We start from the raw sequence: 21,667 nt of genomic DNA, 5'->3' as shown, positions 1-21,667 counted from the left end.
CCCCGGTTGTGATTGTGTCTGATTCCACTTCCGGCGTGTCTGTCATTGTTGCAGGCTGGGGCTCCGCGCACGGCCAGGCGATTCGCGACTGCGTGCGAGAAGGGGAACATCCATGCGCATGGCGAAGAGTGTCTGCGTCGTCGGCTTCCTGCTGGCGATGGTGGTGGGCTGTGGCTCCGGTTCGCAGTCGGGGGCCGTGCAGTTGGTGATTGGCGACCAGGAGGCGGCGGCGACGGAGGCGAGCGTCGTCCGCATCCAGGTGGTCGTCTCCGGCGCGGACTTCGCGGACATCCAGCAGGACCTGGTGAAGACGGGCTCGGTCTGGGGAGGCACCATCGCCGGGATTCCCGCGGGCACCGACAGGACGCTCACGGTGTCGGCCTTCGCGGCGAACAACGGGCTCGAGTACCAGGGCCAGGCGACGGGCGTCACCATCGTCGGGGGCGAGACGGCGCTGGTGGCCGTCACGCTGCATGACATGACGTTCGGCCATCACGACGACAACGACGTGCCCATCATCGACTCGGTGTCGGTGTCGTCGAGCACGGTGGTGGTCGGGGAGCAGCTCACGCTGGGCGCCACGGCGCATGACCCGGTGCCGAACGACCTGCTGTCGTACTCGTGGGGCGCCACGGCGGGGCAGCTGAGCAGCACCACGGTGGCCAACCCCACGTGGACGGCGCCGACGTCGCCGCAGACGGTGACGCTCACGCTGACGGTGCGCGACCAGCGCAATGGCGTCAGCACCGCGCGCCTCACGGTGGAGGTCGTCGGAGCGCCGCCTCCCCCGGGCGGGAGCGCGGAGGTCCACGTGAGCTTCAACAGGCCGCCGCTGGTGCTCTACGTGCACGCGAGCGAGGGCCGGGTGGTGCTCGGACAGAGCACGGCCGTCATCGCGAACGTGTTCGACCAGGAGCGCGATGCGGTGACCTACCAGTGGACCGCGTCCTGCCCCGGCACGTTCAGCACGCCGACCGGGCAGTCCTCGAACTTCACGCCGACGGAAGTGCCGTCCGGCGCGTGCAACAACTGCAGTGTCACCATGACGGCTCGGGACAGCCGCGGTGGCGTCCGCTCCGGCTCGGTGAAGCTGTGCGTCGTCTCCACGCCCGCGCCGTGACTCCGGGCGTCCGCGGTTGAGCGGCTTCACGGGGGCAGGGGATTCCGCCGCTGCCCCCCGCGCATGCCTTCAGCGGATGAGCGGGGTGGTGCGCTCCGAGCCGGTCCTCGACACGCGGCGGGTCTCCCGGCCGTTGAAGTCCACGGCCTCGCCTTCGCCCACCAGCGTGCGGATGGTGATGCGCGACAGGCACTGGCTGTCATCCACGGTGTGCGTCACCACGTAGCGCGGCACGCTGGAGGCGGGCTCACCCAGGCGCAGGCGCATCTCCCGCACGGCGTCGATGTAGCCCGCCAGCGGCTCCATCCTCGCGAGCGCGCGCCGCAGCACCTTGTCCGAGCGCTTGCTCATCACGCGATCCCACACCAGGTAGCCCGCGCCGAGCGTGGCGGAGCTGGTGAAGAACATCACGAAGTTGAGCATCCCCCCGAGCAGCCGGTTGCGGGTGAAGCCCTGCTCGCCCGTCGCTTCGGTGAGGATGTCCTTGAGCGTCTCCACCGCGGACTGGTTCGCCATCCCCAGCCACTCGCGCGCGTCCTTCGGGCTGCCCAGCAGCAACCGGCACAGGCCCAGGTGCAGGGAGATGAGCGAGACGCGGGCCGTGTCGCGCTCGGCGCCCAGCGCCTCCGTGAAGCGGTGGCCCGCGGCCCTGATCTGCTCCAGCCGCTCGTCGCGCGTACACGAGGGCCGGGTGGAGGCCTCCAGGTGCGCGCGCCCGGCGTGGAATGCGCCCTCGCGCAGCAGGTGCGGCTCCCGATGCAGATGGCCCAGCAGGACCAGCTGCTCTCCCTCCGTCCCAAGCAGCGCCTCCTGCAGCGCCACCGGTCCCTCTTCCTGATGCCTGCCGTTCACCTGTCGAGGTGTGGCCAGGATGAGGTCATTCCACGTCGCCATTCGCGGACTCCCGTGTGCTGCGGCGCCTCTTGTCTCCGGCGATCCCCCTGGAGACCAAGTCTGCCACAGCCACGCGGTTTCACGAGCCTGGGTCAGCGCTTCCGCCACCGCCTCTCGCTCTCTCATCCCTGAATGGCCGCGCGCTTTCAGGCCCGGCAGAAAATGGTGCCCGTGTTCTCGTGAGGTCACGTTTCTTCGCGAGGCTGTCGCACATTGCTGGATTGGTACCGCGAGAATGATGAGGCCTCGGGCCCATGGGTCCTTCGTGCCCTCCAGGGTGGGATTTCGTGCAGAGCCCTCGTTCGCGAGGGAGGGGTGAGGACGTCCTCGTGGCGGGAGCCGCGTGCGTGTCAGGTGCTCCCGGGCGCGGGGGCCTCGTACATTCGGAAGCGCGTCACGGGGCGATAGCCCATGCGTTGATACACGGGCGCGCCGGCGTCGGTGGCGTGGAGCACGGAGCGCTCGATGCCCCACGTGTCGCGAGCCTCGCGCAGCGCGTGCCTCATGACGAGCTCCGCGGCGCCGAGCCGCCGGTGGCCGGGGGACGTGGCGACGAGCGCGATGTACGCGAGGCCGTCCACCCGGAGCACCACGGTGCTGCTCGCGGGAGCGCCATCGCGGCAGGCCACGAAGCCTCGGATCTCCTCGTCGTACAGGGCCTCCGCGTCCAGGGCCTCGCGCCCCGACTCGCGGCTCACGTCGTAGGCGAGCGAGTTGATGTCGGCCACGGCCTGGCGTCCCCAGGTGTCCTTCACGGGGCGCACGTCGAGCGAGGGCAGGGCGCGCACGGGCTCCGAGAGCCGCTCGCACACCATGCCGGTGACGGTGGTGAGCGGGCGCAGCTTGTACCAGGCGAGGATGGATTCGGCGCGCTCGCGCACCTGGGGCGCGAGCCAGTCGTCCGAGATGACGAACGTCCACGGATGACGGCCGGTGGAGAAGTAGCGGGCCGCGGACGCGACGGCGGCCGAGAGCGCCTGCTCCGTCGTGGCGGGCGCGCGCAGGAAGGCCGCGTTCATCATCGCCCAGGAGACATGGCTCGACGCGATGAAGACCTCGGGGCGCTCCACCACCTCGCCCGCCCTGCCGCCCAGGGCCATCTTCCGCCAGGCGCCTCGGAATTGCGCATGGGACTCGTCGATCTCTGCCTGCGTCGCGGAGTGCATGGAGGGCTCCAGGGGCGAGGGGTGAAGGATCGATTGTACCCCAGGTGCTCCGTCTGGAGGCGCGGTGCCCCCGGTGCCCTCTGTTCCTGACTCAACGCGCGGCCACGTCGCGCAGCAGGTGATGCGCCTCGCCCAGCAGCGCGAGGAACTCCTCACGCTCCTCGTTGCCCGAGGGCGTCGCGGAGCGCGCGATCTCCCGCACCTGGTCCAGGCTCCATTTCTCCGCGTGGGGGCTGCGTCGCAACAGCTCCGCCGCGCCCATCACCGCGGTCGCGAAGCGCAGGTCCGAAGGGGCCTGCTTGAACGTGGGGGAGAGCGCGCTGGCGGGGAAGGGGAAGGCGCGCTCGGAGGCACTCTCTCCACGAGGGCGCTTGGCGCGCACGCGCACCGTGGCCAGACCCTCGCCCGCGCCGGGCATGAGCTCCAGCTCGTACAGCGCGGTGACGGAGTGGCCCGAGCCCAGCTCTCCCGCGTCCACGCGGTCATTGCGGAAGTCCTCGTCCGCGATGTCGCGGTTCTCGTAGCCGACGAGGCGATAGCGGGACACCTGCTTGGGGTCGAACTCCACCTGGAGCTTCACGTCCTTCGCGATGACCTCCAGCGTGCCTCCGAGCTGCTCCACGAAGATGCGCCGCGCGGCCATCAGCGAGTCCACGTAGTGGTGGTTTCCGTTCCCCTGGTCCGCGAGCTGCTCCATCATCGTGTCCTGGTAGTTGCCCATCCCGAAGCCCACCGTGGTGACGGTGATGCCTTCCTTCACGTGGCCTCGGATGGTCTTCAGGATCTCCTCGTGGGAGGTGCTCCCCACGTTGGCGTCGCCGTCGGACAGGATGACGACGCGCGACACCGACTCGCCATCTAGCGTCTTCATCGCCTCCTGGTAGGCCAGCTGGATGCCGGAGCCCATCGCGGTGCTCCCGCCCGCGGTCAGGTCCTCGATGGCGGCGTGGATGCGGGCCTTGTGCTCCATGCCCGTGGGCGGCAGGACGCGGCGCACCGCGCTCGCGTAGGTGACGAGCGCCACGGTGTCGCCGTCGCGGAGCTGGTCCACGAGCATCCGCAGGGCGCGCTTCGCGAGCGGCAGGCGGTCCGGGGACTGCATCGACCCGGAGACGTCCACGAGGAAGGTGAGGTGCGCGGGCTTGCGCTCGGAGACGCTCAGGCGCTTGCCCTGCACGCCGACGCGCAGCAGGTGTCGTCCGGGCGTGAAGGGGGAGGGCGCGGCGTCGAGGTGCACGGCGAAGGGGCCCTCGTCCGGTGCGGGCGCGGGGTACGTGTAGCGGAAGTAGTTGAGCATCTCCTCCACGCGCACGGCTTCACGCGGCGGCAGGGTGCCTTCCTTGAGCTTGCGCCGTGCCAGCGTGTACGAGGCCGTGTCGACATCCGCCGCGAACGTGGAGAGGCGGTCCTTCTCCGTGGAGACGAAGGGATTCACGCCGTGGTCGCGGTAGCCCTCCTGGCTGGAAGTGGCGTCGGCAGCAGGACCTCGGGACGAGCCCGCGAGGCGTCCGCTGCCGCGACCCATGGTGCCGATACCCGTGATGCCGCTGCTCTTGCCACCCAGTATCGCGACGCCACCGCCACCGGAGCCGCTGCCCTTGACCCCCAGTCCGCTCTGGCCATGGGCCGCGCCGGCCGCTCCGAACATGTTGCCCATCGCGGAGCGCAGGCGCGCGGAGTTCCCGGAGGGCGGGGGCGCCGCGCTCGGTGCGGGGGCAGGTTTTTCGAGAGCGGCGACGGGGGAGGGGGCATCAGGGCTCGTGGTCCCGGCGGCTGGCGCCAGGGCCGTGTCTGCCTGGGAAGGGGGGGACTTGGAGGCCATCTGTCCCGCGTGCGCGTCACGAGGGGCCAGGTTCTTCGTGTCCACGTCCGATGACCGGCACGAGAACACCACTCCGCTCAACGCGAGCGCACACACGACACCCGTGACGGCCTTGAGGTTCCGCCTCATTCACTGCCTCCCTGTTCCTGGATTCGCCAGTGCTCCGACAGCGGTCCGTGGAAAAGGTTCCGCGGATTCACCCGAGGCCTCGCGCTGGTGTCATCCATCCCCAGCTCAGGTCCGCCGTGTAGTTCGGTCGAAGTATTCGCCAGCCTCCTCGCGGAGGACCTTCCTGGCGTGTTGCTCACAGCGCCAGATGGCATGCCTGTGGTCGGAGGCTTGCTGTGGTGCTCGCCGCCCGACATGTCCACGGTGTATTCGACGTAGAAGCCATAGATGAGGGTGGCCAGGTAGTCCTGCCGCCAGTCCCCGAACTCCCCCGTGCTGAGTTCGCCGAGCACCGCCACGGCGAACGTGGGGTAGCCCGCTGTGCCTCTCAGGCCCTGTTCGTTCATCGTCTGCTGTCACAGCGGATGCGTGCAGCCGGAGACCTCCGAGGACTTGGTGCTCCGGCCCTGGTTGGCGCCTGCTCGCGCGCGTTGGAGGACCTCCCGGACGAGGCCGTCCTCGCCATGGACGCTCACCCTCCAGGCCAGGTCTGCCTTCGACGGCGCTCCCTCCGCGGTGCCTCGCAGGCGGGCCCTGGTCCGCGAAGGGCGAGTCCGCGCTGGCCTTCCTGGCGTGGAGCACGTCTTGCGCGGACTCGTCGAAGCGGGGACGCGCTTCGTCTCCGTGCAACGCTCGCTCCGGATGGATGCGCTCGAGAATGGAGGGCAGGTTGACTTCAAGGCTGTCTGATTCGTCGACACGGGCCATGTTCGATGTCTGTGAACCCGGCGCTGGGTTGTCATCACGATGAATCACCGAGGGGCCGCTCGATGTTGTTTTTCAAATGCCCACGGAGGGTGTGCGGGCCTCACGCGGGCTCGCCCGGTCGCCCGCAACTCCGAGCACAACAGACGCGAGCGGTGGACTAGGTTGCGCCGCATGACGCAGGCCGTTTCGGACGCATGGACGTTGCCCTGGCGGGGTCTGGGGCTGAGCAGCAACCTGAGCACCGCGGATGTGCCGCAGCCGTACCGGCTGTTGGACGCGTCGCCGGGGCTCTTCGACTTCGTCGAGTACAGCGCTCCGTTGGACCTGGAGGAGGCGCGTGCCCAGGCCTCGCTGTTTCCGGAGATGTGGCGCCGCCGCGCCGACGTGCCCGTGCTCTTCCACCCCGTGCACCTCAACCTGTGGGGGCCGGAGCTGGAGCCCGCCGCCACGCTGAAGGCCCTGGACGCGCACGCGCGCGCCGTGGGCAGCCCGTGGGTGGGCAATGACGTGGGGTGGTGGCACGTGCAGGGCCAGCCGTTCCCCGGCTACCTCTACATCACGCCCCCGTTCAACGAGGCCGGGCTCGCGGACTGCGCCGCGCACGCGCTCCATGTCCAGTCACACCTCTCCATGCCGCTCGTGCTGGAGAACCCCGCGGTGCTGGCGCGCCGAGGCGAGCTGCACGCGCTCGACTTCCTCGCGAAGCTGCACCAGCGCACGGGGCTGCCGCTGCTCCTGGACCTGGGCCACCTGTTCAGCCACCAGCTCTCCGCCGGGCTGCCGCTCGAGGCGGGCCTGGACGGCTTCCCGCTGGAGCAGGTCGTGGAGATCCACCTCGCGGGCGGTGTGGTGACGCGCCGGGGCTCGCGTCGGTTCTACGTCGACGACCACACGCAGCCGGTGCGCGAGGAGCTGTTCAATCTGTTGGAGTCCTTGCTACCGCGTTGTCCGTCCCTGCGCGCCGTCACCTTCGAGGGTGACGGTCATCCCCCCGAGGTGGCTCGACTCTCCCTGCGGCGGCTGCGCACGCTCATCCCCCAGGGCCCTCGCGAGCCGCTGACGCTGCGCGCGCCCGGCGTGAGCGCGCCTCCGGTGCTCTCGGGCGACAGCCGTCCGTGGGAGCTGTTCGACGCGGGCCACGGCGTGTCGGCCCCGGACGCGAGCGAGGACCCGGAGGGCACCGCCGCCGACCAGGACTTCCGCCTCGCGGTGGTCGCCGAGACGCTGGACAAGGACTGGCCGCTGACGCGCCTGCTCCTGGCCGGCACGCGCGAGGCGCTGCTCGACTTCACCCGCTCGCGCGAGTACCGCGGCCTCTTCGGCGGGGGAGGGCGCTCACTGCCGCAGGTCTTCTCCGCCTGGGCGATGCGCCGGCTCCGGGAGCAGCCCGACGAGGGCGCCTCCGCCGCGCTGAGCCTGGAGATGCTCGCGCCCACCACCTTCCTGAAGACCGCCCCGGCGCCGGGCCCCGGACAGGTGGGGCTCGCGGAGGACGTCCGGCCCGGTAGCTTCCCCGTGGACCTGTCCGAGCTCGTCTTCGCCGCGCGCGCCGTCCGCCGCCACCTCACCGCCCGTGCGTGGGCATGTGGGGCGCTGGAGCTGTCCGGGCTGGAGGCGCTGGCCCAGGTGGCCCGGCGTCCGGGGGGCACCCCGTGGAGCTTCGCCGTGCGACGCAAGGCCCCGGGATTCGAGGTGTCGGGCGTGTCACGGGGGCTGGCGGTGCTGCTCCGGGAGTTGGGTTCCAGGCCCGTGCCGGTGGAGTCGGTGCCCCCGGAGGTCCTGGCGGAGGGGCTGAATCAGCGGATGATCCGCCTGGGGGATGCTTCCGGGGTGGACCGAACCCTTGCGCCTGTGCGTCCGGTAGGGTAGGTCGCGCCGCAATGACGTCGTCACCCCTCGTTATCGGCATCGCGGGTGGCACCGCGTCCGGCAAGACCACCGTCGCCCGAAAGGTTCGTGAGGCGCTTGCCGACTGCCGCGTGGCCTTCATCGATCAGGACTCGTACTACCGAGACCTGAAGGACCTCCCCATCGCGGACCGCCGGGAGGTGAACTTCGACCATCCCGACGCGTTCGACACCGAGTTGCTGGTGAGTCACCTCCGGGAGTTGAAGGCCGGGCGGCCCATCCAGAAGCCCGTCTACGACTTCGTCACCTCGTCGCGTCAGCCCCGCACCATGGGCGTGGACCCGGGGGACATCATCCTCATCGAGGGCATCCTCGTCCTGCACATGAAGGAAGTGCGCGAGCTGATGGACGTGAAGATCTACGTCGACGCGGATGATGACCTGCGCATCCTTCGTCGCCTCACCCGCGACATCAAGGACCGCGGCCGCGACTTCGACCACGTCGTCAGCCAGTACCTGCGCCACGTGCGCCCCATGCACATGGGCTTCGTCGAGCCGTCCAAGCACTTCGCGGACATCATCATCCCGCACGGCGGCAACAACGAGATCGCCATCAGCATGCTGGTGGGCGCGCTGCGCGGGAAGCTCTCCGCTCCGCAGCCGCGCGAGTAGCCCCAGCGCCTCAGCCCACGCGCCGCAGGAAGTCTCCGAGTGGCGCGCGCAGCCGCTCGGTCTCCGTCAGGAGCGCGCCATGGTCCCCCGGGCCGGGCAGCTCCACCAGCCGGGCGCTCACGCCCGCGGCGGACAGCAGGTGGTAGGTGTCCCGCACCCGGTTCACCGGCGCGAGCACGTCCGAGCTCCCCGCCACCAGCAGCACCCGCGCCCGGATCTGCGCGAAGCAGTCCGCCACGTCACAGCCCGAGTAGGCCGAGCACAGCGTCGCCCATGACGACGCGTCGAACGACTCGGAGAAGGCGTCCGCCTCCGCGTCCAGCGCGAGCCTCGCCGCCTCGGCGTCGGCGAAGCGCTGCGACAGGTACTCGCGGCCGTAGAGCAGCTTCTGGAAGTCCAGCCTCAGCCGCCGCATCGTCTTGCGAGGCTGCGCGTCCGGCGCATAGAGGCCCTCGCGGAAGTCCGGGTCCGCGCGCAACAGTTGCCACGCCAGGCCCAGCTTCTCGCGCACGCCCTCCGGCAGCGCGCGCGCCGAGCCGATGGCCACCACCGAGTCCGACAGCTCCGGGAACAGCGCCGCCAGCCGCAGCGCCACCTGCGCCCCCAGGCCAACACCGACCAGCGCGCGCACGTGGTTCAGCCCCCGGGCTCGCAGCAGCGCGGACACCCCGCGCGCCATGTCGAGCACCGTGAGGGGAGGCAGGCTCAGGCCCAGTCGCTCGCCCGTCTCCCGGTCCATCGACGCGTTCGAGGTGCTGCCGAACGGACTGCCCAAGAGCCCCGGGACGATGACCGGCATGATGTCCGGGTCCAACGGCAGCCCCGGCCCCACCAGCTCACGCGCCCAACCCGACGGCTGATACGCGGAGTCCTCCGCCGGCCCCACCGCCCGGTGCGAATGCGACAGGTCGTGCAGCAGCACCACCGCTTTGCCGTCGCACGGTTCTCCGTACGCCTCCCACGCCACCTGGGGGTTGCGCAGCAGCTCGCCTTCCTCCAGAGGGAGCAGGGAGGTGAACAGGTGGGTGCCGGTGGCCTGGATCACGTTGGGGAATTTTCATATCACTGCCTGCTCCACCGCACAGGAGACTGCCGCTTGAAGCGCTATTTCGGAGTCATTGTCCTCGTCGCTGGTGTGCTGCTGGGCGCCATCATGAGCTACCGCAGCGCCAGTGCCCGCACCCAGGAGGCGCAGCGCGAGGCAGACGTCCAGCGCATCCGCGCGGACTATCTGGAGCGCGTGGCCTGGCTCCGGGTCAATCCGGACGAGAACGCCTATCGCGAGGAGCTCAAGCCGTTCTTCAAGACGTACTTCGAGCAGGTGGATGACCACCTGAAGGCGTTCAACGGGAACAAGAACTTCGACGGCTATCTCCAGGAGCTGGAGAAGCGGGCGGAGAAGGACGAGCGCGCCGGGGACCGCAAGGCGTTCTACGACTACACGCGCAAGGTGTTCGACAGCCTGCGCGAGGGTCGCTACCGCCCGGTGTGGACGGCGACGGACAAGGGCATGCGCCTGGACGTGGTGTCCTCGGACACCATCATGGTGATGGGCAAGCCGCAGATCCGGCTGCAGCTCGCGCTGTGGGGCGCGCAGCGGCAGCTCAAGGACGAGGGCAAGGTCCTCAAGATGCTGACCAGCGCCACGTTCGACACGGTGTGGAAGCTCACCGACGCGAAGGGGAAGCTCCTGGGCGAGATGCGCGGTGGGGATCCGTCGATGAAGATCGACCACCCGGAGCGCTTCATCGCGGAGTTCCCGCCGCAGCTGGTGCTGGGCCACTACGACCTGGACCTGATGCCCAACGAGGTGGCGAAGCTGGACATGACCATCACCGTCTCGTCGCGCTCGCCCTCGGGCGGGGACGCCACGGCCACGTACGTGTGGAAGCTGGACGTGCCCTCGGAGTGGAAGCTGGGCGCGGGTGAGACGTGGGAGGGCGCCACGCAGGAGGAGCGTCCCGAGGAGGAGATCGACCCGGCGAAGAAGGCCGCCGCGAACTAGCGGTGTGCCGGGTGGGGGAGGGCGAAGCGGGTGTTCGCCCTCACTCCACCACGGTGAAGTGGGAGCCCAGCCGGTACGCGGACAGCGCGCCGGTGTCGTCCAGGAAGTAGAGGTTGAGGCGCACGTCGGCCTGGAGCGCGACGAGCCCCGCCCCCGCGCGCACCTCGGCCAGCACCTGACCTCCTCGAGGGTCCACCGCGCGCACCCGCTCACCCGGCACCAGCGTCACCCCGCGCGCGGTGCGTGCCGGCAGTGCGCCGATGAGCGGCTCCCCCGCGGCGCCCACGCGCCAGTCCACGGTGCCCGACGAGGCCACGCGCGCCGCGGCCCCCGAGGCGCTGGTCACCACCACGGCGCGAGGCAGGGGCGAGAGCGCGTACGGCCCCGGCCCCAGGTTCAGCGGCCGCTCCCACACGCGCTGGCCCTTGGCGTCCAGGCACAAGAGCATGCCTTCGCGCTCGCGCTCCCCGGCGATGAAGACGCGCGAGCCCACCGGCAGCGGCGCCGACGGGTGGGTGAGGTCCGGCTCGTGCGTCCACGCCGCCTCGCCCGTGTGCGCGTCCGCGAGCAGCAGCGCCCAGTGCGAACCCCGACCGAGCAGCGCGAGGAACCGACGACCCCACGGCACCGGAGCGCCGTGGAAGGGCAGGGGCGCGCGCATCCGGTAGCGCACCTGTCCATCCTCCAGGTCGAGCCCGTAGACATAGCCGGAGTCCGTGGTGACGAGGGCGCGGTGGCCCTGCGTCGTCAGCCAGCTTCGCTGCGTGCGCGGAGGGGCCAGCCGCCACACCTCGCGCCCGGTGGCCTCCGCGAAGGCCACCACGGTGCGGTCCTCGGACAGCGTGAGCAAGAGCCCGTCCTTGCGCAGGAGCAGCGGCCCCAGGGGGATGCCGTCGTGGTCATGCAGCCAGCGCGCCCCCGCGCCCCGGCCCGTGAAGCCGTACACGCGGGAGAGGTCCGCCGCCACCGCGTGGCCGTCCGCCGAGGCCGCCACGCCCAGCGCCGCGGCGCGGCGCCACAGCCGAGACCCGTCCTTGCGCGAGAAGGCCACCGCCGCTTGAGGCGAGCAGCACACCGGCCCGTGACGTCCGAGCAGCAGCCGCGACTCCTCCGCGTCCTCGAGCCCGCGCTGCTCCCACAGCCGCTCGAAGCGCAGCCGTCGCAGCCGGCCGGGGACCTTGAGCGGCTTGGAGGCGCTCTCCGTCGTCCGGGTGCGCTTCTCCCTCGCCGCGCCGGACTGCTCGGGGGGCTCCACGGGGCCGCGCAGATGGGAGAGGCCCTCCCGGCAGCGCTCCGCCAGCTCCACCAGGTAGGGGTTGCCCACCTGCGTCCGGTCCTCCTCCGCGAAGGTGGCCGCGAGCGCCTCGCCCAGGTGGAAGAGGCTGGCCGCGAGCTGCATGCCGGTGAGCGGGAAGGGCACGCCCGCGCGGCCCACCCGGGCCTTGCCGGCCTCCAGGTCGAGCAGCAGCGGGGAGCGGGTGCCCGCGGGCTCCAGCTGGAACCGGGGCTCCTTGAGCTCCACCGCCCGAGCCAGCTCCACCGCCTGCCGCGACAGCTCCAGCACCGTGAGGAACGGCGGCGCCTGGACCTTCCACGCCTCCGGCTTGCCGGGCAGGGCGAGCCACACCTCGCCTGGGCCCAGCAGGGGGGCCAGCGTCCCGGACGGGCTCCGCTTGCCTCCGGAGCGATGCCCCCGGGCGCCGGCGTCCCGGAGCTCGAAGCCGAAGCCGGGCGTCTGGGGCGGCTCCACGCGCTTCACCGAGGGGCGGGCGGGCTCCTCATCCGGGGGCCGCGAAGGCCTCGCGAGCTGCTTGAGCGGCTCCGCCAGCGCCTGGGCGAGGGGGGCGGAGACACCCTTGGGCGCCACCTGGGTGACGTCCGCGAGGAAGCGCGCGCCGGTGGCCTTCACGGCCTCGGTCAGCTCCTCGGCGTCCACCCTCACGGGGGGCCGCATCAGCCGGGCGGGGCGGGCCAGGCTCACCACGAGCAGCTCCACCTCGGCGCCCACCCGTCTCAGGACCAGCTCCAGGTGGGCCTCCGCCAGGGAGACCTGGGCCATGGGCCGGCCCCCCGTGCGAAGAGAGGCCACTGCGCGCACCAAAGCGGGCACCACTTCTGCTAAGGACTCCTCCACCGCTCCGGACAGCAGGTCCACGCCGTCCAGTTCCAGTGCGATGGAATCCAGCGGGGAGGCCGAGGGTTCGCGTTTCCAGCGCTGTCCGATGCGTATGCGGGTCATCTTCCGTTCGTTGACAAGCCAGTTTAGCGATGGCTAGCATCCGCCGCCCATACGGACCTACATTTTTGTAACCGTTCGGAATTCTTGGGGAATACTCGATGACATTTTACGAGGCCGCGCTCCGCATCCTGGAGAGCGAAGGACGTCCCCTCCACTTCCTTGAAATCACCGAGAAGTCCATCCAACAAAGCCTGCTCTCCCACGTCGGCAAGACGCCCGAGGTGACGATGCTCTCGCGCCTGGCCGCCATGGCGCGTCGCACGAGGGATCGCAAGGTGATTGTGACGGCGAAGGACACCTTCGCCCTGGTGGACTGGTCGATTCCCGAGGACGTGGAGGCGCTTGCGCAGACAGGCGTAATCGAGCCGAATCCGGAAGAGGACCTGCCGCCGCTCAGGCCGGCGGAGCGCCACCCGGAGCCGCGCACGGACAACGTGCGAGCGGCGGGCCGGGGCAGTGAGCGCAAGCGCCGCCGGGACGAGGACGAGGAGCGGGGTGGAAAGCGCAAGCGCTTCCCGCCGCTGCCGGAGGTGGTGTTCGAGATCCTCAGCGACGCCGACGGTGGGCTGCGCACGGAGGCCATCATCGAGCGCGCCCGGAGCAAGGAGCTGTGCGCCGAGGACCTCACGGTGGAGGCGGTGCTCACGGCGCTCCTGGAGGACAACCAGCGTCGCATCGACGCGGGTCGCCGGCCGCAGTACGCGTTCAACAAGGACTCCGGCGAGGTGACGCTGGAGCGCGCGGGCTCGCCGAGCGAGGCGCCGTCGCTGGAGCTGCAGGCCGCGTTCGCGCAGGCGCTGGGGATTCCGCTGGAGGCGGGCCGGCCGGTGCTGGCGCGCTCCTCGGCCGCGGCGGTCGCGGGCGAGCCGGTGGTGGACGCGGCGCTGCTCACCACGCTGCGCACGTCGCTCAAGGACGCGCGCCGCGCGGTGGCGCGAGGGCTGCGCAAGCGCCTGGGCGACGCGGACGTGGGCACGTTCGAGAAGTCCGTCGTGAAGATGATGCACGGGCTGGGCTTCCGCGAGCTGAAGGTGGCCAAGCGCTCCAAGGAAGGCCCCCTGCTCACGGCGCGCAAGCGCGAGGGCAGCGTGGAGCTGCGCTACGCGGTTCGGATGCTCAAGGGCACGCCCGGCATCGACCGCAAGGCCGTGCAGGAGCTGCGGCGCGACCTGAGCCACTACTCGGCGCAGGTGGGCCTGCTGGTGAGCGCGGGCGACGTGCGTGGAGACGCGCGCACCGAGGCGCAGGCCAGCGGCTCGCTGGTGATGCTGTGGTGCGGCGACGCGCTGGGTGAGAAGTTCCTGGAGGCCGAGACGGCCGTCACCGTCACCCGGGTGGAGCTGTACGAGATCGACGAGCGCTTCTTCGAGGCCGCCAAGCTGGACGCCGAGGAGGCCCAGAAGCGCCGCGAGGAGCGTCAGCGCGAGAAGCAGTCCCGCGAGGACGAGTCCCCCGAGGTCGCCGCGTCGTCGGAGCGCCCGCGCGAGAAGCGTCGCCGCGAGCGTGGCGAGAAGCGCGCGTCCGCTTCGCCTTCGTCCGACGAGGTGGAGGTCTCCTCCGAGGGCGGTGAGGCTCGCGCCCAGGGCGACGTCGCGGTCGAGGCCGCTCCCGCCGTGTCCGCGCCCGCGCCGCAGAATACGGGCTCCGAGGACGAGGAGGGCGAGGACGACGACGAGGGTGATGACGACGACCTGGAGGCCGCGAGCGCCTTCGTGGGGGCCCGTCCGGAGGGCGCCGAAGCGAACGGCGAGCCCGGCCAGGGAGACCGCAAGCGCCGCCGCCGTCGCCGTCGTGGACGTCGGGGTCGTGGGAACCGGGGCGCCGAGGCTGGCGCCACTCCGGCGGGTGGAACTCCGGCGGAGGCCGCGAGCGGCGCCGCTCCCACGGGCGAGGCCGCGAGCGCGCCCCAGGCGCAGGCGGAGGGCGCTCCGGCTCCCGAGGGTGAGGCGAGCATCGCCGCGCCCCAGCCCCAGGCGGAGGGCACCCCCTCTCCCGACGGTGAGGCGGGCATCGCGAAGCACCAGGACCTGGCGGCCGCGCCCGAGGTCGGCGTGAGCGAGGCCACCGCGCCGAGCCCGGAGGCCGTCCCCGTGGCGGGTTCCCTGGCCGAGGCGCTGGAGGCCAGCACCCGGACCGAGGGCATCACCGAGCCCGAGGCGCCGGTCCGCGAGGCGCAGGTCCAGCCGGAGGCGGTCGTCCCGTCCGTGTCCGGTCCGGAAGCGGAGTCGCACGAGGTGCGAGAGGATGCGCACCGTCCCGCGAAGAGCCCGTCCGAAGGGGGAGAGGGCTGACACCGTCTGGCGCGGAGGGCGGGAATGGCCGGCGCGGGCCCGCTTCGGGTGTTACCCTGAGGGGGCGATGAAGCCGGCCCTGATTCTCGCCTTCTGCGCCGTCCTCCTCGGCGCCTGCCGCTCGCAGGCGCCGCGCTACCCCGTCTCTCCGGTGGATGTCTCCGGAGCGACGGTGAAGGACAACGCCCTCCTGGGCCTGGCGCCTGAGGGCGTGGCGACGTTGTTCACCCAGTCCCTGAAGTCCTCCGGCCGCTTCGAGCTGAAGGGCGACGAGGTGACGAAGGACGTCCGGCCCTGGCGCCTGACGTTGGACGTGCCCTTCACGCGCGAGGTCCTGAAGGACGGGGATCCGCGCAGCTTCGCCGAGGTGGGCGCCAACCTCGTGCTGGAGCGCTTCGGAGGGGAGCTGCCCCAGCACTACGAGGTGGTGGGACTGGGCGAGGCGCCGGTGATGGAGGACTCGCCCGCGGGCCGGCAGGCCGCCATGCGCGCCGCGCTGGACGCCGTGCTCAAGCAGGTGACGGACTCCGCGGTGATGCAGCTCAACGCGCTGGAGCGCACGGACGACGTGCTGGTGCAGGAGCTGCGCGCGGACGATGCGCGGCTGCGTGAGTTCGCGCTGCGCACGCTGGCCGAGCGCCAGCACCCCGCCGCGGCGCCGCTGCTCATCGAGCGGCTCAAGGAGTCCTCGGACGGGGACGTGCTGCGCAAGACGATTGGCGCGCTGGTGGAGATGAAGGCGCGCGTGGCCGTGCCGGCGCTCATCGACCTGGCGCGCGGCAAGGACAACGGCTTCGTGCAGGAGCTCGTCTTCGCGGTGGGCGAGATTGGTGGCCCGGAGGCGGAGGCGTACCTGTATACGGTGGCCCAGGGGCATGACGCGCCCGCCGTGCAGGCCGCGGCGCAGCAGGCCCTGGAGACGCTCTACGCTTCACGCAAGCACATCACCGCGGAGGCGCGTGGCCGGGACCACGCGGACTGACATCGAGATGAACCGTTCGTTCGGAGTGGGCGCCGCCGCCCTGCTGGCCACGATGATGCTGGGGAGCGGCTGCTCCAAGCGCGTGGAGTCGGAGTCGCAGACGTCGGCCGTGGCCGGGAGCGTGGCGGACTACTACCCGCTCGCGGTGGGCAACAGCTGGACGTACCGGCAGAACGGCCGCGCCGACAAGCTCGTCACGGTGGAGATCCTCAAGCAGGAGGAGGGCTTCTTCCACGACAACCAGGGCGGCCAGCTCGCCGTGGATGCCTACGGGCTGAGGGACCCCAAGCGCTACCTGCTGCGGGGCCCCCTGGAGACCGGGCACGCGTGGACGAACGTGGTGTCGGTGTCGTCCACCGAGCGCTATCGCATCGTCCAGGCGGGCAGCGCGTGTGACACCCCCGCGGGCACCTTCCCGTCCTGCGTGCAGGTGGAGGGGCGCAACCGGGTGGATGCCCAGGCCACGCTCGTCAACGCGATGACGTTCGCGCCGGGCGTCGGGATGGTGCGCATGGAGATCTTCCTGGAGACGGCGAGCCAGCAGCGCATCCCCCAGACGCACCTGGAGCTCACCGCCTACGAGGTGGGTGGGAGTCGTGCCCCCGGGGCGAGCACCCCACCGGCCGGCTGAAGGCCGGGACGGAGGGCGAGGAGGGGCCGCCGAGGGCCCCGGCCCGGCGAGTTGAAAGCCCGGCCGCCGCTCCGTACCCTTGCGCTCTCGTGAGGTGTCGCCGTGGCCCTGGAATCGACCGAGCAGACGCAGGAGGAACTCATCCTCGGGTTCCTCTCCGAGAGTGGTGAGGACTACACCTCCGGGGAGGCCCTGTCGGGCAAGCTGGGGCTGTCCCGCACGGCGGTCTGGAAGCGGGTGGAGGCCCTGCGCATCAAGGGCTATCGCATCGAGGCCATCCCCGCCCGGGGCTACCGGCTGGTGGAGGTCCCGGACCGCCTCACCGCGCTGGAGGTCGCGCCGCTGCTGGAGACCCATGACCTGGGCCGGACGGTCCATCACCACGCGGTGCTGGGCTCCACCAACGAGGTGGCGTTCCGGCTGGCGCAGGACGGCGCCGAGCACGGCGAGGTGGTGGTGGCCGAGCAGCAGACCTCTGGCAAGGGCCGCCGGGGCCGCGCCTGGGTGTCGCCGCCGGGGCTGAACCTGTACTTCTCCGCCATCCTCCGCCCGGAGCTGCCCCCCCAGCGCGCGCCGGAGCTGACGCTGGTGGCCGCCGTCGCGCTGGCGGAGACGCTGCGCGAGTGCGGGGTGGACGCCGCCATCAAGTGGCCCAACGACGTGCACATCGACGGGCGCAAGGTGGCGGGCATCCTCACGGAGCTGTCGGCCGAGCCGGAGCGGGTGCACTTCGTCATCGTCGGGGTGGGGGTCAACCTCAACTGCCAGGACGAGCACTTCCCCGAGGAGCTGCGCGGGGTGGCCACCTCGCTGTCGCTGGCCCGGGGCGAGAAGGTGCACCGTGCCCGGTTCGCCGCCTCCCTGTGGACGCGCATGGAGGAGTGGCTGGACCTGTACCTGGAGACGGGCTTCGACGCGGTGCGCGCCCGGTGGAAGGAGCTGTCGTCCACCCTGGGGCAGGACGTGCTGGTGCGCACGGACCGCAGCGAGCTGCGGGGCCTGGCCGAGGACATCGACCCATCCGGCGCGCTGCTGGTGCGCACGGAGGGCGGACAGCTGGAGCGCGTGCTGGCCGGAGACGTGGAGCAGCTGCGCCCCAGGCAGTCGCCGCGCTCGCGCCAGACGCCCCGCTGAGCGGCGCCTTCGGAGTAGAGTGCGCGGGGTGATGCTCCTGGCCATCGACGTTGGCAACACCAACACCGCCCTCGGGGTGTTCGAGGGCCGACGGCTGCTCGACCACTGGCGCGTGGAGACGAGCACCCGGCGCACCTCGGATGAGTACGGCATCCTGGTGCGCCAGCTCTTCTCGCACAGCGGCATCGACGCGGCGAAGGTGGGCGCGGTGGCGGTGTCCAGCGTGGTGCCGCCGCTCCAGTTCAGCCTGGAGAAGATGAGCGAGCGCTACTTCCGCATGCGGCCCATGTTCGTGGGGCCTGGCGTGAAGACGGGCATGCCCATCCTCTACGACAACCCTCGCGAGGTGGGCGCGGACCGCATCGTCAACGCGGTGTCCGCGTACGAGAAGCACCGCTCGGCGCTCATCGTCGTGGACTTCGGCACCGCCACCACGTTCGACGCGGTGTCCGCGCGGGGCGAGTACCTGGGCGGCTGCATCTGCCCGGGCATCAACATCTCCATGGAGGCCTTGTTCCAGAACGCCTCCAAGCTGCCGCGCGTGGAGTTCGCGCGGCCGCCGCATGTCATCGGCCGCAACACGGTGCACTCGATGCAGTCGGGGCTCGTGTACGGCTACGTCGGGATGGTGGACGGCATCTGCGCGCGCATGCAGGCCGACCTGGGCCACCCCGTGAGGGTCGTCGCCACCGGAGGGCTCGCGCCGCTGGTGGCCAGTGAATCCAAGGCCATCCACGAAGTGGACGAGTTCCTCACGCTCGAGGGCCTGCGCATCATCTACGGAAGGAACCACGCGACATGACCACCGCCGCCCCCAGCAACGTCCCGGCGCCTCCCCCGGGCTGCCCCTTCAACGCGGAGTTCCTCCCGCCCAACCTGCGCAAGCACGTGGACCCGGCCGCGCCGGTGCCGCTGCGGATGATGGCCGCCAAGTCGCTCGTGCCGCTCAGCCCGTCCGACATGCTGGGCGCGCTGTACATGCTGACGTACGACCCGGACGCGGGCGTGCGCGAGACGGCGGCGAAGACGTCCGCGGGCCTGCCCGAGAAGATCCTCGGCTCCGCGCTGCGCGACGAGGAGGTGCAGCCCCAGGTGCTGGGCTACTTCCTCGGGCTGCTCAAGGACAAGGATGCCTACGCGGAGATGCTCGTCCTCAACTCGAACACGCCCGACGAGGCCGTGGCCCAGGTGGCGCGCGAGTGTGGACCGAAGCTGGCGGAGATCATCGGGCAGAACCAGCTGCGCCTGTTGCGCTACGAGGACATCCTGCGCGGCCTGTGCGCCAACGCCCAGGCGCCGGTGTCCCTCATCGACAGCGTCTGTGACTTCGCGGTGCGCAGCGGCCTGCAGCTGACGGACGTGCCGCAGATGAAGGCCGCGCGCGTGCGCCTGTTCGGCCCCGAGGCCGCCGAGGCCCCGCCGGACCCGGGCCCCACCGCGCAGGAGGTGCTCCAGGAGATGGGCGGCGAGGTGGCGGACGAGAACGCCGCGCCCATGGAGGAGGGCAAGCGCCTGACGCTGGCCCAGCGGCTGATGAAGATGTCCATCGCGGAGAAGATCAAGCTGGCCACGCTGGGCAACAAGGAGGCCCGCGGCGCGCTCATCCGCGAGACGAACAAGCTGGTCGCCGTCGCGGTCATCCGCAGCCCGCGCATCACCGACGGCGAGGTGCTCGCGTGCGCCTCCAACCGCGCGATGATGGATGACGTGCTGCGCGTCATCTACAACAACCGCGAGTGGACCAAGAACATGAAGGTGAAGCTGGCCCTGGTGAAGAACCCCAAGGTGCCGCTCACCGTCACGATGAAGTTCCTCAACGCCCTGCGCGACGGCGAGCTCAAGGACCTGAGCCGCGACAAGAACGTGCCGGCCGCGGTGCAGACGTTCGCCAAGAAGCTGCTGGAGAAGAAGACCGCCCCCAAGAAGACCGACGACAAGTAGACGGGGCGGGGTGGGGGAGCCCTCTTTCAAAGAGGGCTTCGACCCCGGGTTCCACCGCCGCTCCAGCGCCTTGCGTCGAGCCAGTGGCGGGAGCGGCGTGGGGGCTGCCTCAGGCCGCCGCTTCGTCGGCGTCGTCGGCCACGGAGGAGGCGTTCTCCTCGAGCAGCTGCTGGGCGATGGCGAGCGCCTTCTTCGTCTTCTCGCGCAGCTTCTCGTCGTTCTTGATGCGCGCGTAGAGCTTGGTGACCCGCTCCTCGTTGCGCACGGCGGTGGCCTCCAGCTCGGCGATGCGGCGGCGCAGCTCGTCGGCCTCCTCGGCCGCGCGGGTGCCCTGCTCGGACAGCTCTGTCTGCGTCTGCTCCAGCTGGGAGCGCAGCTCCTCGGCCTCGCGCTGGGCGCTCTCCACCTGGCCGCGCAGGGTGTCGGCCTCCTCGCGCGCGGTCTGCACGTCGACCTCGAGCTGACCGGTGCGGTTGCGCAGCTCCTCCAGCTCCGCGTTGAGGCCCGCCGTCTGCGCGGCCTGCTGATCCAGCTCCTCCTGGAGCGTCGTCACCTGGGCGGCGGCGCCACGCGCCTCCTCCTTGGAGGTGGCGAGCTGCTGGTCCACGCGCTTGCGCTCCGCCGTCAGCGTGTCCACGCGGGTGGTGAGCGTCTTGATCTGCGCGTCGCGCCGGGCCATCTCCGACTCGGTCGTGCTGGACGCCTGCTCGAGCTCCAGGTGCTGGTCCTTGAGCTCGACGATCTCCTGGTCCTTCTGGTTCAGCTCCGTCTTGAGGCGGAGGATCTCCTTGTCGCGCTTGTTGACGGCGTCGCGCAGCGCGAAGGTGTCCTTGTCGTTCTTGCCGGTGGCGGCGCGGGCCGTCTCCAGCTCGGTGGCCTTGCCCTCCAGCTCGGCCTCCAGCTCACGCACCCGGTCCTCGGCCTGGGAGGCGGTGCCGCGCGAGTCCTCCAACGCGGCCTGCAGCTCGGCCACCTTCGCGCGCAGGCTGCGCAGCTCGGCGGCGTCCGCGGCGGAGGTGACAGGCGCCGCGGCCACGGGCGCGCTGGTGGCCACCGCGGGCGTGCGCGCGGGCGGCGTCGGCGTGCGCGCGGGGGGCGGGGTGGTGGCCTTGGGCGGCTCGATGACCTTCAGCGGGGCGGGCGCCACCGGCGCGGTGGCGACGGGCATGAAGCCCACGACCGTCTTCTCCGAGTCGTCCAGCGAGTCCAGCGCGTCGTCCGCGTCCGAGCCGAGCGCGTCCAGGCCGGAGAAGTCCTCCTCCACGCCCTCGACGACGGCGTCGGGCGGGGCCTCCACGGGCTCCTCGACGATGGCGGCGGGCTCGGGCTCCGGCGACGACATGTCGCTGAACGCCGCGTCCAGGTCCAGCTCCTCGCCGGCGACCGCGGGCTCCTCGTCCTCGCCGGTGTCGACGGAGATCTCCTCACCGAAGTCCGCCGTCATCGGCTCGTCGCCGAGCGCGTCCAGCGTGAGGCTCTCGTCGACCACGTCCTCGGAGACGGCCACTTCGGGGAAGCCGATGATGGCGCCCACGCGCTCGGTGAGCAGGTTGGCGTCCACCGGCATGGGCACGTACTCGTCCGCGTGCGCCTTCAGCTTGCGGTGCTGCGCGAAGCCATCCGGGTTGCCGACGATGACGATGGGGACGTTCTTGAGGTCGTCGTCCTTCTTCAGCTTGCCGCAGATGAGGTAGCCGTTCTGTCCGGCGGACAGCTCCACCGCCAGCACGACGAGGTCGGGCCTGTCGCGGCGAATCTGCTCCACGCTGCCCTTGCCGTCCGCGGTGTCCTCCACGGTGAAGCCCCGTCCCTCCAGGACGGGCCTCAGGGTGGCTGCGAGGGCGGTGTCGCTCTTTTCGACGATCAGGATTTTCTTGGACATGTAGGAACGGCCCGACCTGGGTGCGGCGCGCGCGGGCGCCACGGGTGACGGTGGCGCGCGAGGAAAGAAGCGCCGTCGAGGCTATCGGCCATGTCAGGGACCGTCAAATGTTCGGGCCGTACGAAACTCCGCCCGCAGGGCAGTCGGGCAGGCGCCACGGCGCGC

At 71.2% G+C, this 21,667-nt stretch carries 17 protein-coding genes; 10 read left to right on the top strand and 7 right to left on the bottom strand.

Translation table 11 applies throughout. The features are described 5' to 3' along the window. Nucleotides 1-112: 112 nt before the first annotated feature. Entirely contained in the window at nt 113-1,120 is a 1,008-nt protein-coding gene (locus VZQ01_RS42990; RefSeq protein ID WP_223749990.1) for a hypothetical protein, read from the top strand. Nucleotides 1,121-1,189: 69 nt separating this feature from the next. Here the strand turns inward: VZQ01_RS42990 and VZQ01_RS42985 are convergent, their stop codons facing one another. The 4 genes from VZQ01_RS42985 to VZQ01_RS42970 form a co-directional block, all read right to left on the bottom strand. Further along, complete coding sequence (locus VZQ01_RS42985; protein WP_426746546.1) at nt 1,190-2,014, bottom strand: hypothetical protein; 825 nt, start codon at nt 2,012-2,014, stop codon at nt 1,190-1,192. 350 nt (nt 2,015-2,364) lie between these two features. Next, nucleotides 2,365-3,180: a GNAT family N-acetyltransferase gene (locus VZQ01_RS42980; RefSeq protein ID WP_426746545.1), complete on the bottom strand. Its 816-nt coding sequence runs from the start codon at nt 3,178-3,180 to the stop codon at nt 2,365-2,367. Between the two features lie 91 nt (nt 3,181-3,271). After that, on the bottom strand, nt 3,272-4,837 hold the full coding sequence (locus VZQ01_RS42975) for a vWA domain-containing protein (protein WP_426746544.1): 1,566 nt from the start codon (nt 4,835-4,837) through the stop codon (nt 3,272-3,274). Nucleotides 4,838-5,127: 290 nt separating this feature from the next. Next, nucleotides 5,128-5,517, bottom strand: a complete 390-nt coding sequence (locus tag VZQ01_RS42970) for a hypothetical protein (RefSeq protein ID WP_426746543.1) — start codon at nt 5,515-5,517, stop codon at nt 5,128-5,130. Nucleotides 5,518-6,049: 532 nt separating this feature from the next. Here VZQ01_RS42970 and VZQ01_RS42965 point away from each other — a divergent pair. Both VZQ01_RS42965 and udk read left to right on the top strand, forming a co-directional pair. Next, nucleotides 6,050-7,747 (top strand): MbnB/TglH/ChrH family RiPP precursor modification enzyme, encoded by a 1,698-nt coding sequence (locus VZQ01_RS42965; protein WP_426746542.1) that lies wholly within the window; start codon nt 6,050-6,052, stop codon nt 7,745-7,747. Nucleotides 7,748-7,758: 11 nt separating this feature from the next. Continuing rightward, nucleotides 7,759-8,397, top strand: a complete 639-nt coding sequence (gene udk / locus VZQ01_RS42960; protein ID WP_074956956.1) for a uridine kinase — start codon at nt 7,759-7,761, stop codon at nt 8,395-8,397. Between the two features lie 10 nt (nt 8,398-8,407). On the opposite strand, the gene VZQ01_RS42955 is transcribed toward udk, so the two are convergent. Beyond that, a complete protein-coding gene (locus tag VZQ01_RS42955) occupies nt 8,408-9,442 on the bottom strand; it encodes a homoserine O-acetyltransferase family protein (RefSeq protein ID WP_267696367.1) in 1,035 nt (344 codons plus the stop codon). Nucleotides 9,443-9,493: 51 nt separating this feature from the next. Here VZQ01_RS42955 and VZQ01_RS42950 point away from each other — a divergent pair, with 51 nt between their 5' ends. Next, on the top strand, nt 9,494-10,402 hold the full coding sequence (locus tag VZQ01_RS42950) for a hypothetical protein (protein ID WP_426746541.1): 909 nt from the start codon (nt 9,494-9,496) through the stop codon (nt 10,400-10,402). 40 nt (nt 10,403-10,442) lie between these two features. Here the strand turns inward: VZQ01_RS42950 and VZQ01_RS42945 are convergent, their stop codons facing one another. Further along, nucleotides 10,443-12,641 carry an outer membrane protein assembly factor BamB family protein gene (locus VZQ01_RS42945; RefSeq protein WP_267696366.1) on the bottom strand — a complete coding sequence of 733 codons (2,199 nt, stop codon included), beginning with the start codon at nt 12,639-12,641 and terminating at the stop codon, nt 10,443-10,445. Between the two features lie 98 nt (nt 12,642-12,739). On the opposite strand from VZQ01_RS42945, the gene VZQ01_RS42940 reads away from it, so the two are divergent. The 6 genes from VZQ01_RS42940 to VZQ01_RS42915 all read left to right on the top strand — a co-directional run bounded on the left by VZQ01_RS42940 (nt 12,740) and on the right by VZQ01_RS42915 (nt 19,620). Next, nucleotides 12,740-14,932 (top strand): HTH domain-containing protein, encoded by a 2,193-nt coding sequence (locus tag VZQ01_RS42940; protein WP_426746540.1) that lies wholly within the window; start codon nt 12,740-12,742, stop codon nt 14,930-14,932. A 67-nt stretch (nt 14,933-14,999) separates the two neighbouring features. Beyond that, a complete protein-coding gene (locus VZQ01_RS42935; protein WP_223749980.1) occupies nt 15,000-15,914 on the top strand; it encodes a HEAT repeat domain-containing protein in 915 nt (304 codons plus the stop codon). Then, entirely contained in the window at nt 15,892-16,545 is a 654-nt protein-coding gene (locus tag VZQ01_RS42930) for a hypothetical protein (protein ID WP_223784399.1), read from the top strand. The genes VZQ01_RS42935 and VZQ01_RS42930 overlap by 23 nt, the downstream gene beginning before the upstream one ends. Nucleotides 16,546-16,653: 108 nt before the next feature. Then, on the top strand, nt 16,654-17,679 hold the full coding sequence (locus VZQ01_RS42925; RefSeq protein ID WP_255666032.1) for a biotin--[acetyl-CoA-carboxylase] ligase: 1,026 nt from the start codon (nt 16,654-16,656) through the stop codon (nt 17,677-17,679). 31 nt (nt 17,680-17,710) lie between these two features. Then, entirely contained in the window at nt 17,711-18,481 is a 771-nt protein-coding gene (locus VZQ01_RS42920) for a type III pantothenate kinase (RefSeq protein ID WP_223749977.1), read from the top strand. Further along, entirely contained in the window at nt 18,478-19,620 is a 1,143-nt protein-coding gene (locus VZQ01_RS42915; protein WP_141331228.1) for a hypothetical protein, read from the top strand. Before VZQ01_RS42920 ends, VZQ01_RS42915 begins: the two co-directional genes overlap by 4 nt. 109 nt (nt 19,621-19,729) lie before the next feature. On the opposite strand, the gene VZQ01_RS42910 is transcribed toward VZQ01_RS42915, so the two are convergent. After that, the gene (locus tag VZQ01_RS42910; protein ID WP_223784401.1) at nt 19,730-21,502 is read right to left on the bottom strand and encodes a response regulator; all 1,773 of its coding nucleotides are present in this window, start codon (nt 21,500-21,502) and stop codon (nt 19,730-19,732) included. Between the last annotated feature and the right edge of the window lie 165 nt (nt 21,503-21,667).

The sequence above is a fragment of the Myxococcus faecalis genome (genome assembly GCF_050039385.1).
Lineage (GTDB): Bacteria > Myxococcota > Myxococcia > Myxococcales > Myxococcaceae > Myxococcus > Myxococcus fulvus.
The sequence above is the reverse complement of the archived record's forward strand: the minus strand, read 5'-3'. Positions and strand labels throughout refer to the sequence as shown.

Excerpts from the sequence above, each read along its gene's own strand:
- VZQ01_RS42915 (WP_141331228.1), top strand. The coding sequence starts at position 18,478 with ATGACCACCGCCGCCCCCAGCAACGTCCCGGCGCCTCCCCCGGGCTGC.
- VZQ01_RS42970 (WP_426746543.1), bottom strand. The coding sequence starts at position 5,517 with ATGAACGAACAGGGCCTGAGAGGCACAGCGGGCTACCCCACGTTCGCC.
- VZQ01_RS42965 (WP_426746542.1), top strand. The coding sequence starts at position 6,050 with ATGACGCAGGCCGTTTCGGACGCATGGACGTTGCCCTGGCGGGGTCTG.
- VZQ01_RS42990 (WP_223749990.1), top strand. The coding sequence starts at position 113 with ATGCGCATGGCGAAGAGTGTCTGCGTCGTCGGCTTCCTGCTGGCGATG.
- VZQ01_RS42985 (WP_426746546.1), bottom strand. The coding sequence starts at position 2,014 with ATGGCGACGTGGAATGACCTCATCCTGGCCACACCTCGACAGGTGAAC.
- udk (WP_074956956.1), top strand. The coding sequence starts at position 7,759 with ATGACGTCGTCACCCCTCGTTATCGGCATCGCGGGTGGCACCGCGTCC.
- VZQ01_RS42975 (WP_426746544.1), bottom strand. The coding sequence starts at position 4,837 with ATGGGCAACATGTTCGGAGCGGCCGGCGCGGCCCATGGCCAGAGCGGA.
- VZQ01_RS42910 (WP_223784401.1), bottom strand. The coding sequence starts at position 21,502 with ATGTCCAAGAAAATCCTGATCGTCGAAAAGAGCGACACCGCCCTCGCA.
- VZQ01_RS42940 (WP_426746540.1), top strand. The coding sequence starts at position 12,740 with ATGACATTTTACGAGGCCGCGCTCCGCATCCTGGAGAGCGAAGGACGT.
- VZQ01_RS42920 (WP_223749977.1), top strand. The coding sequence starts at position 17,711 with ATGCTCCTGGCCATCGACGTTGGCAACACCAACACCGCCCTCGGGGTG.
- VZQ01_RS42980 (WP_426746545.1), bottom strand. The coding sequence starts at position 3,180 with ATGCACTCCGCGACGCAGGCAGAGATCGACGAGTCCCATGCGCAATTC.
- VZQ01_RS42935 (WP_223749980.1), top strand. The coding sequence starts at position 15,000 with ATGAAGCCGGCCCTGATTCTCGCCTTCTGCGCCGTCCTCCTCGGCGCC.
- VZQ01_RS42945 (WP_267696366.1), bottom strand. The coding sequence starts at position 12,641 with ATGACCCGCATACGCATCGGACAGCGCTGGAAACGCGAACCCTCGGCC.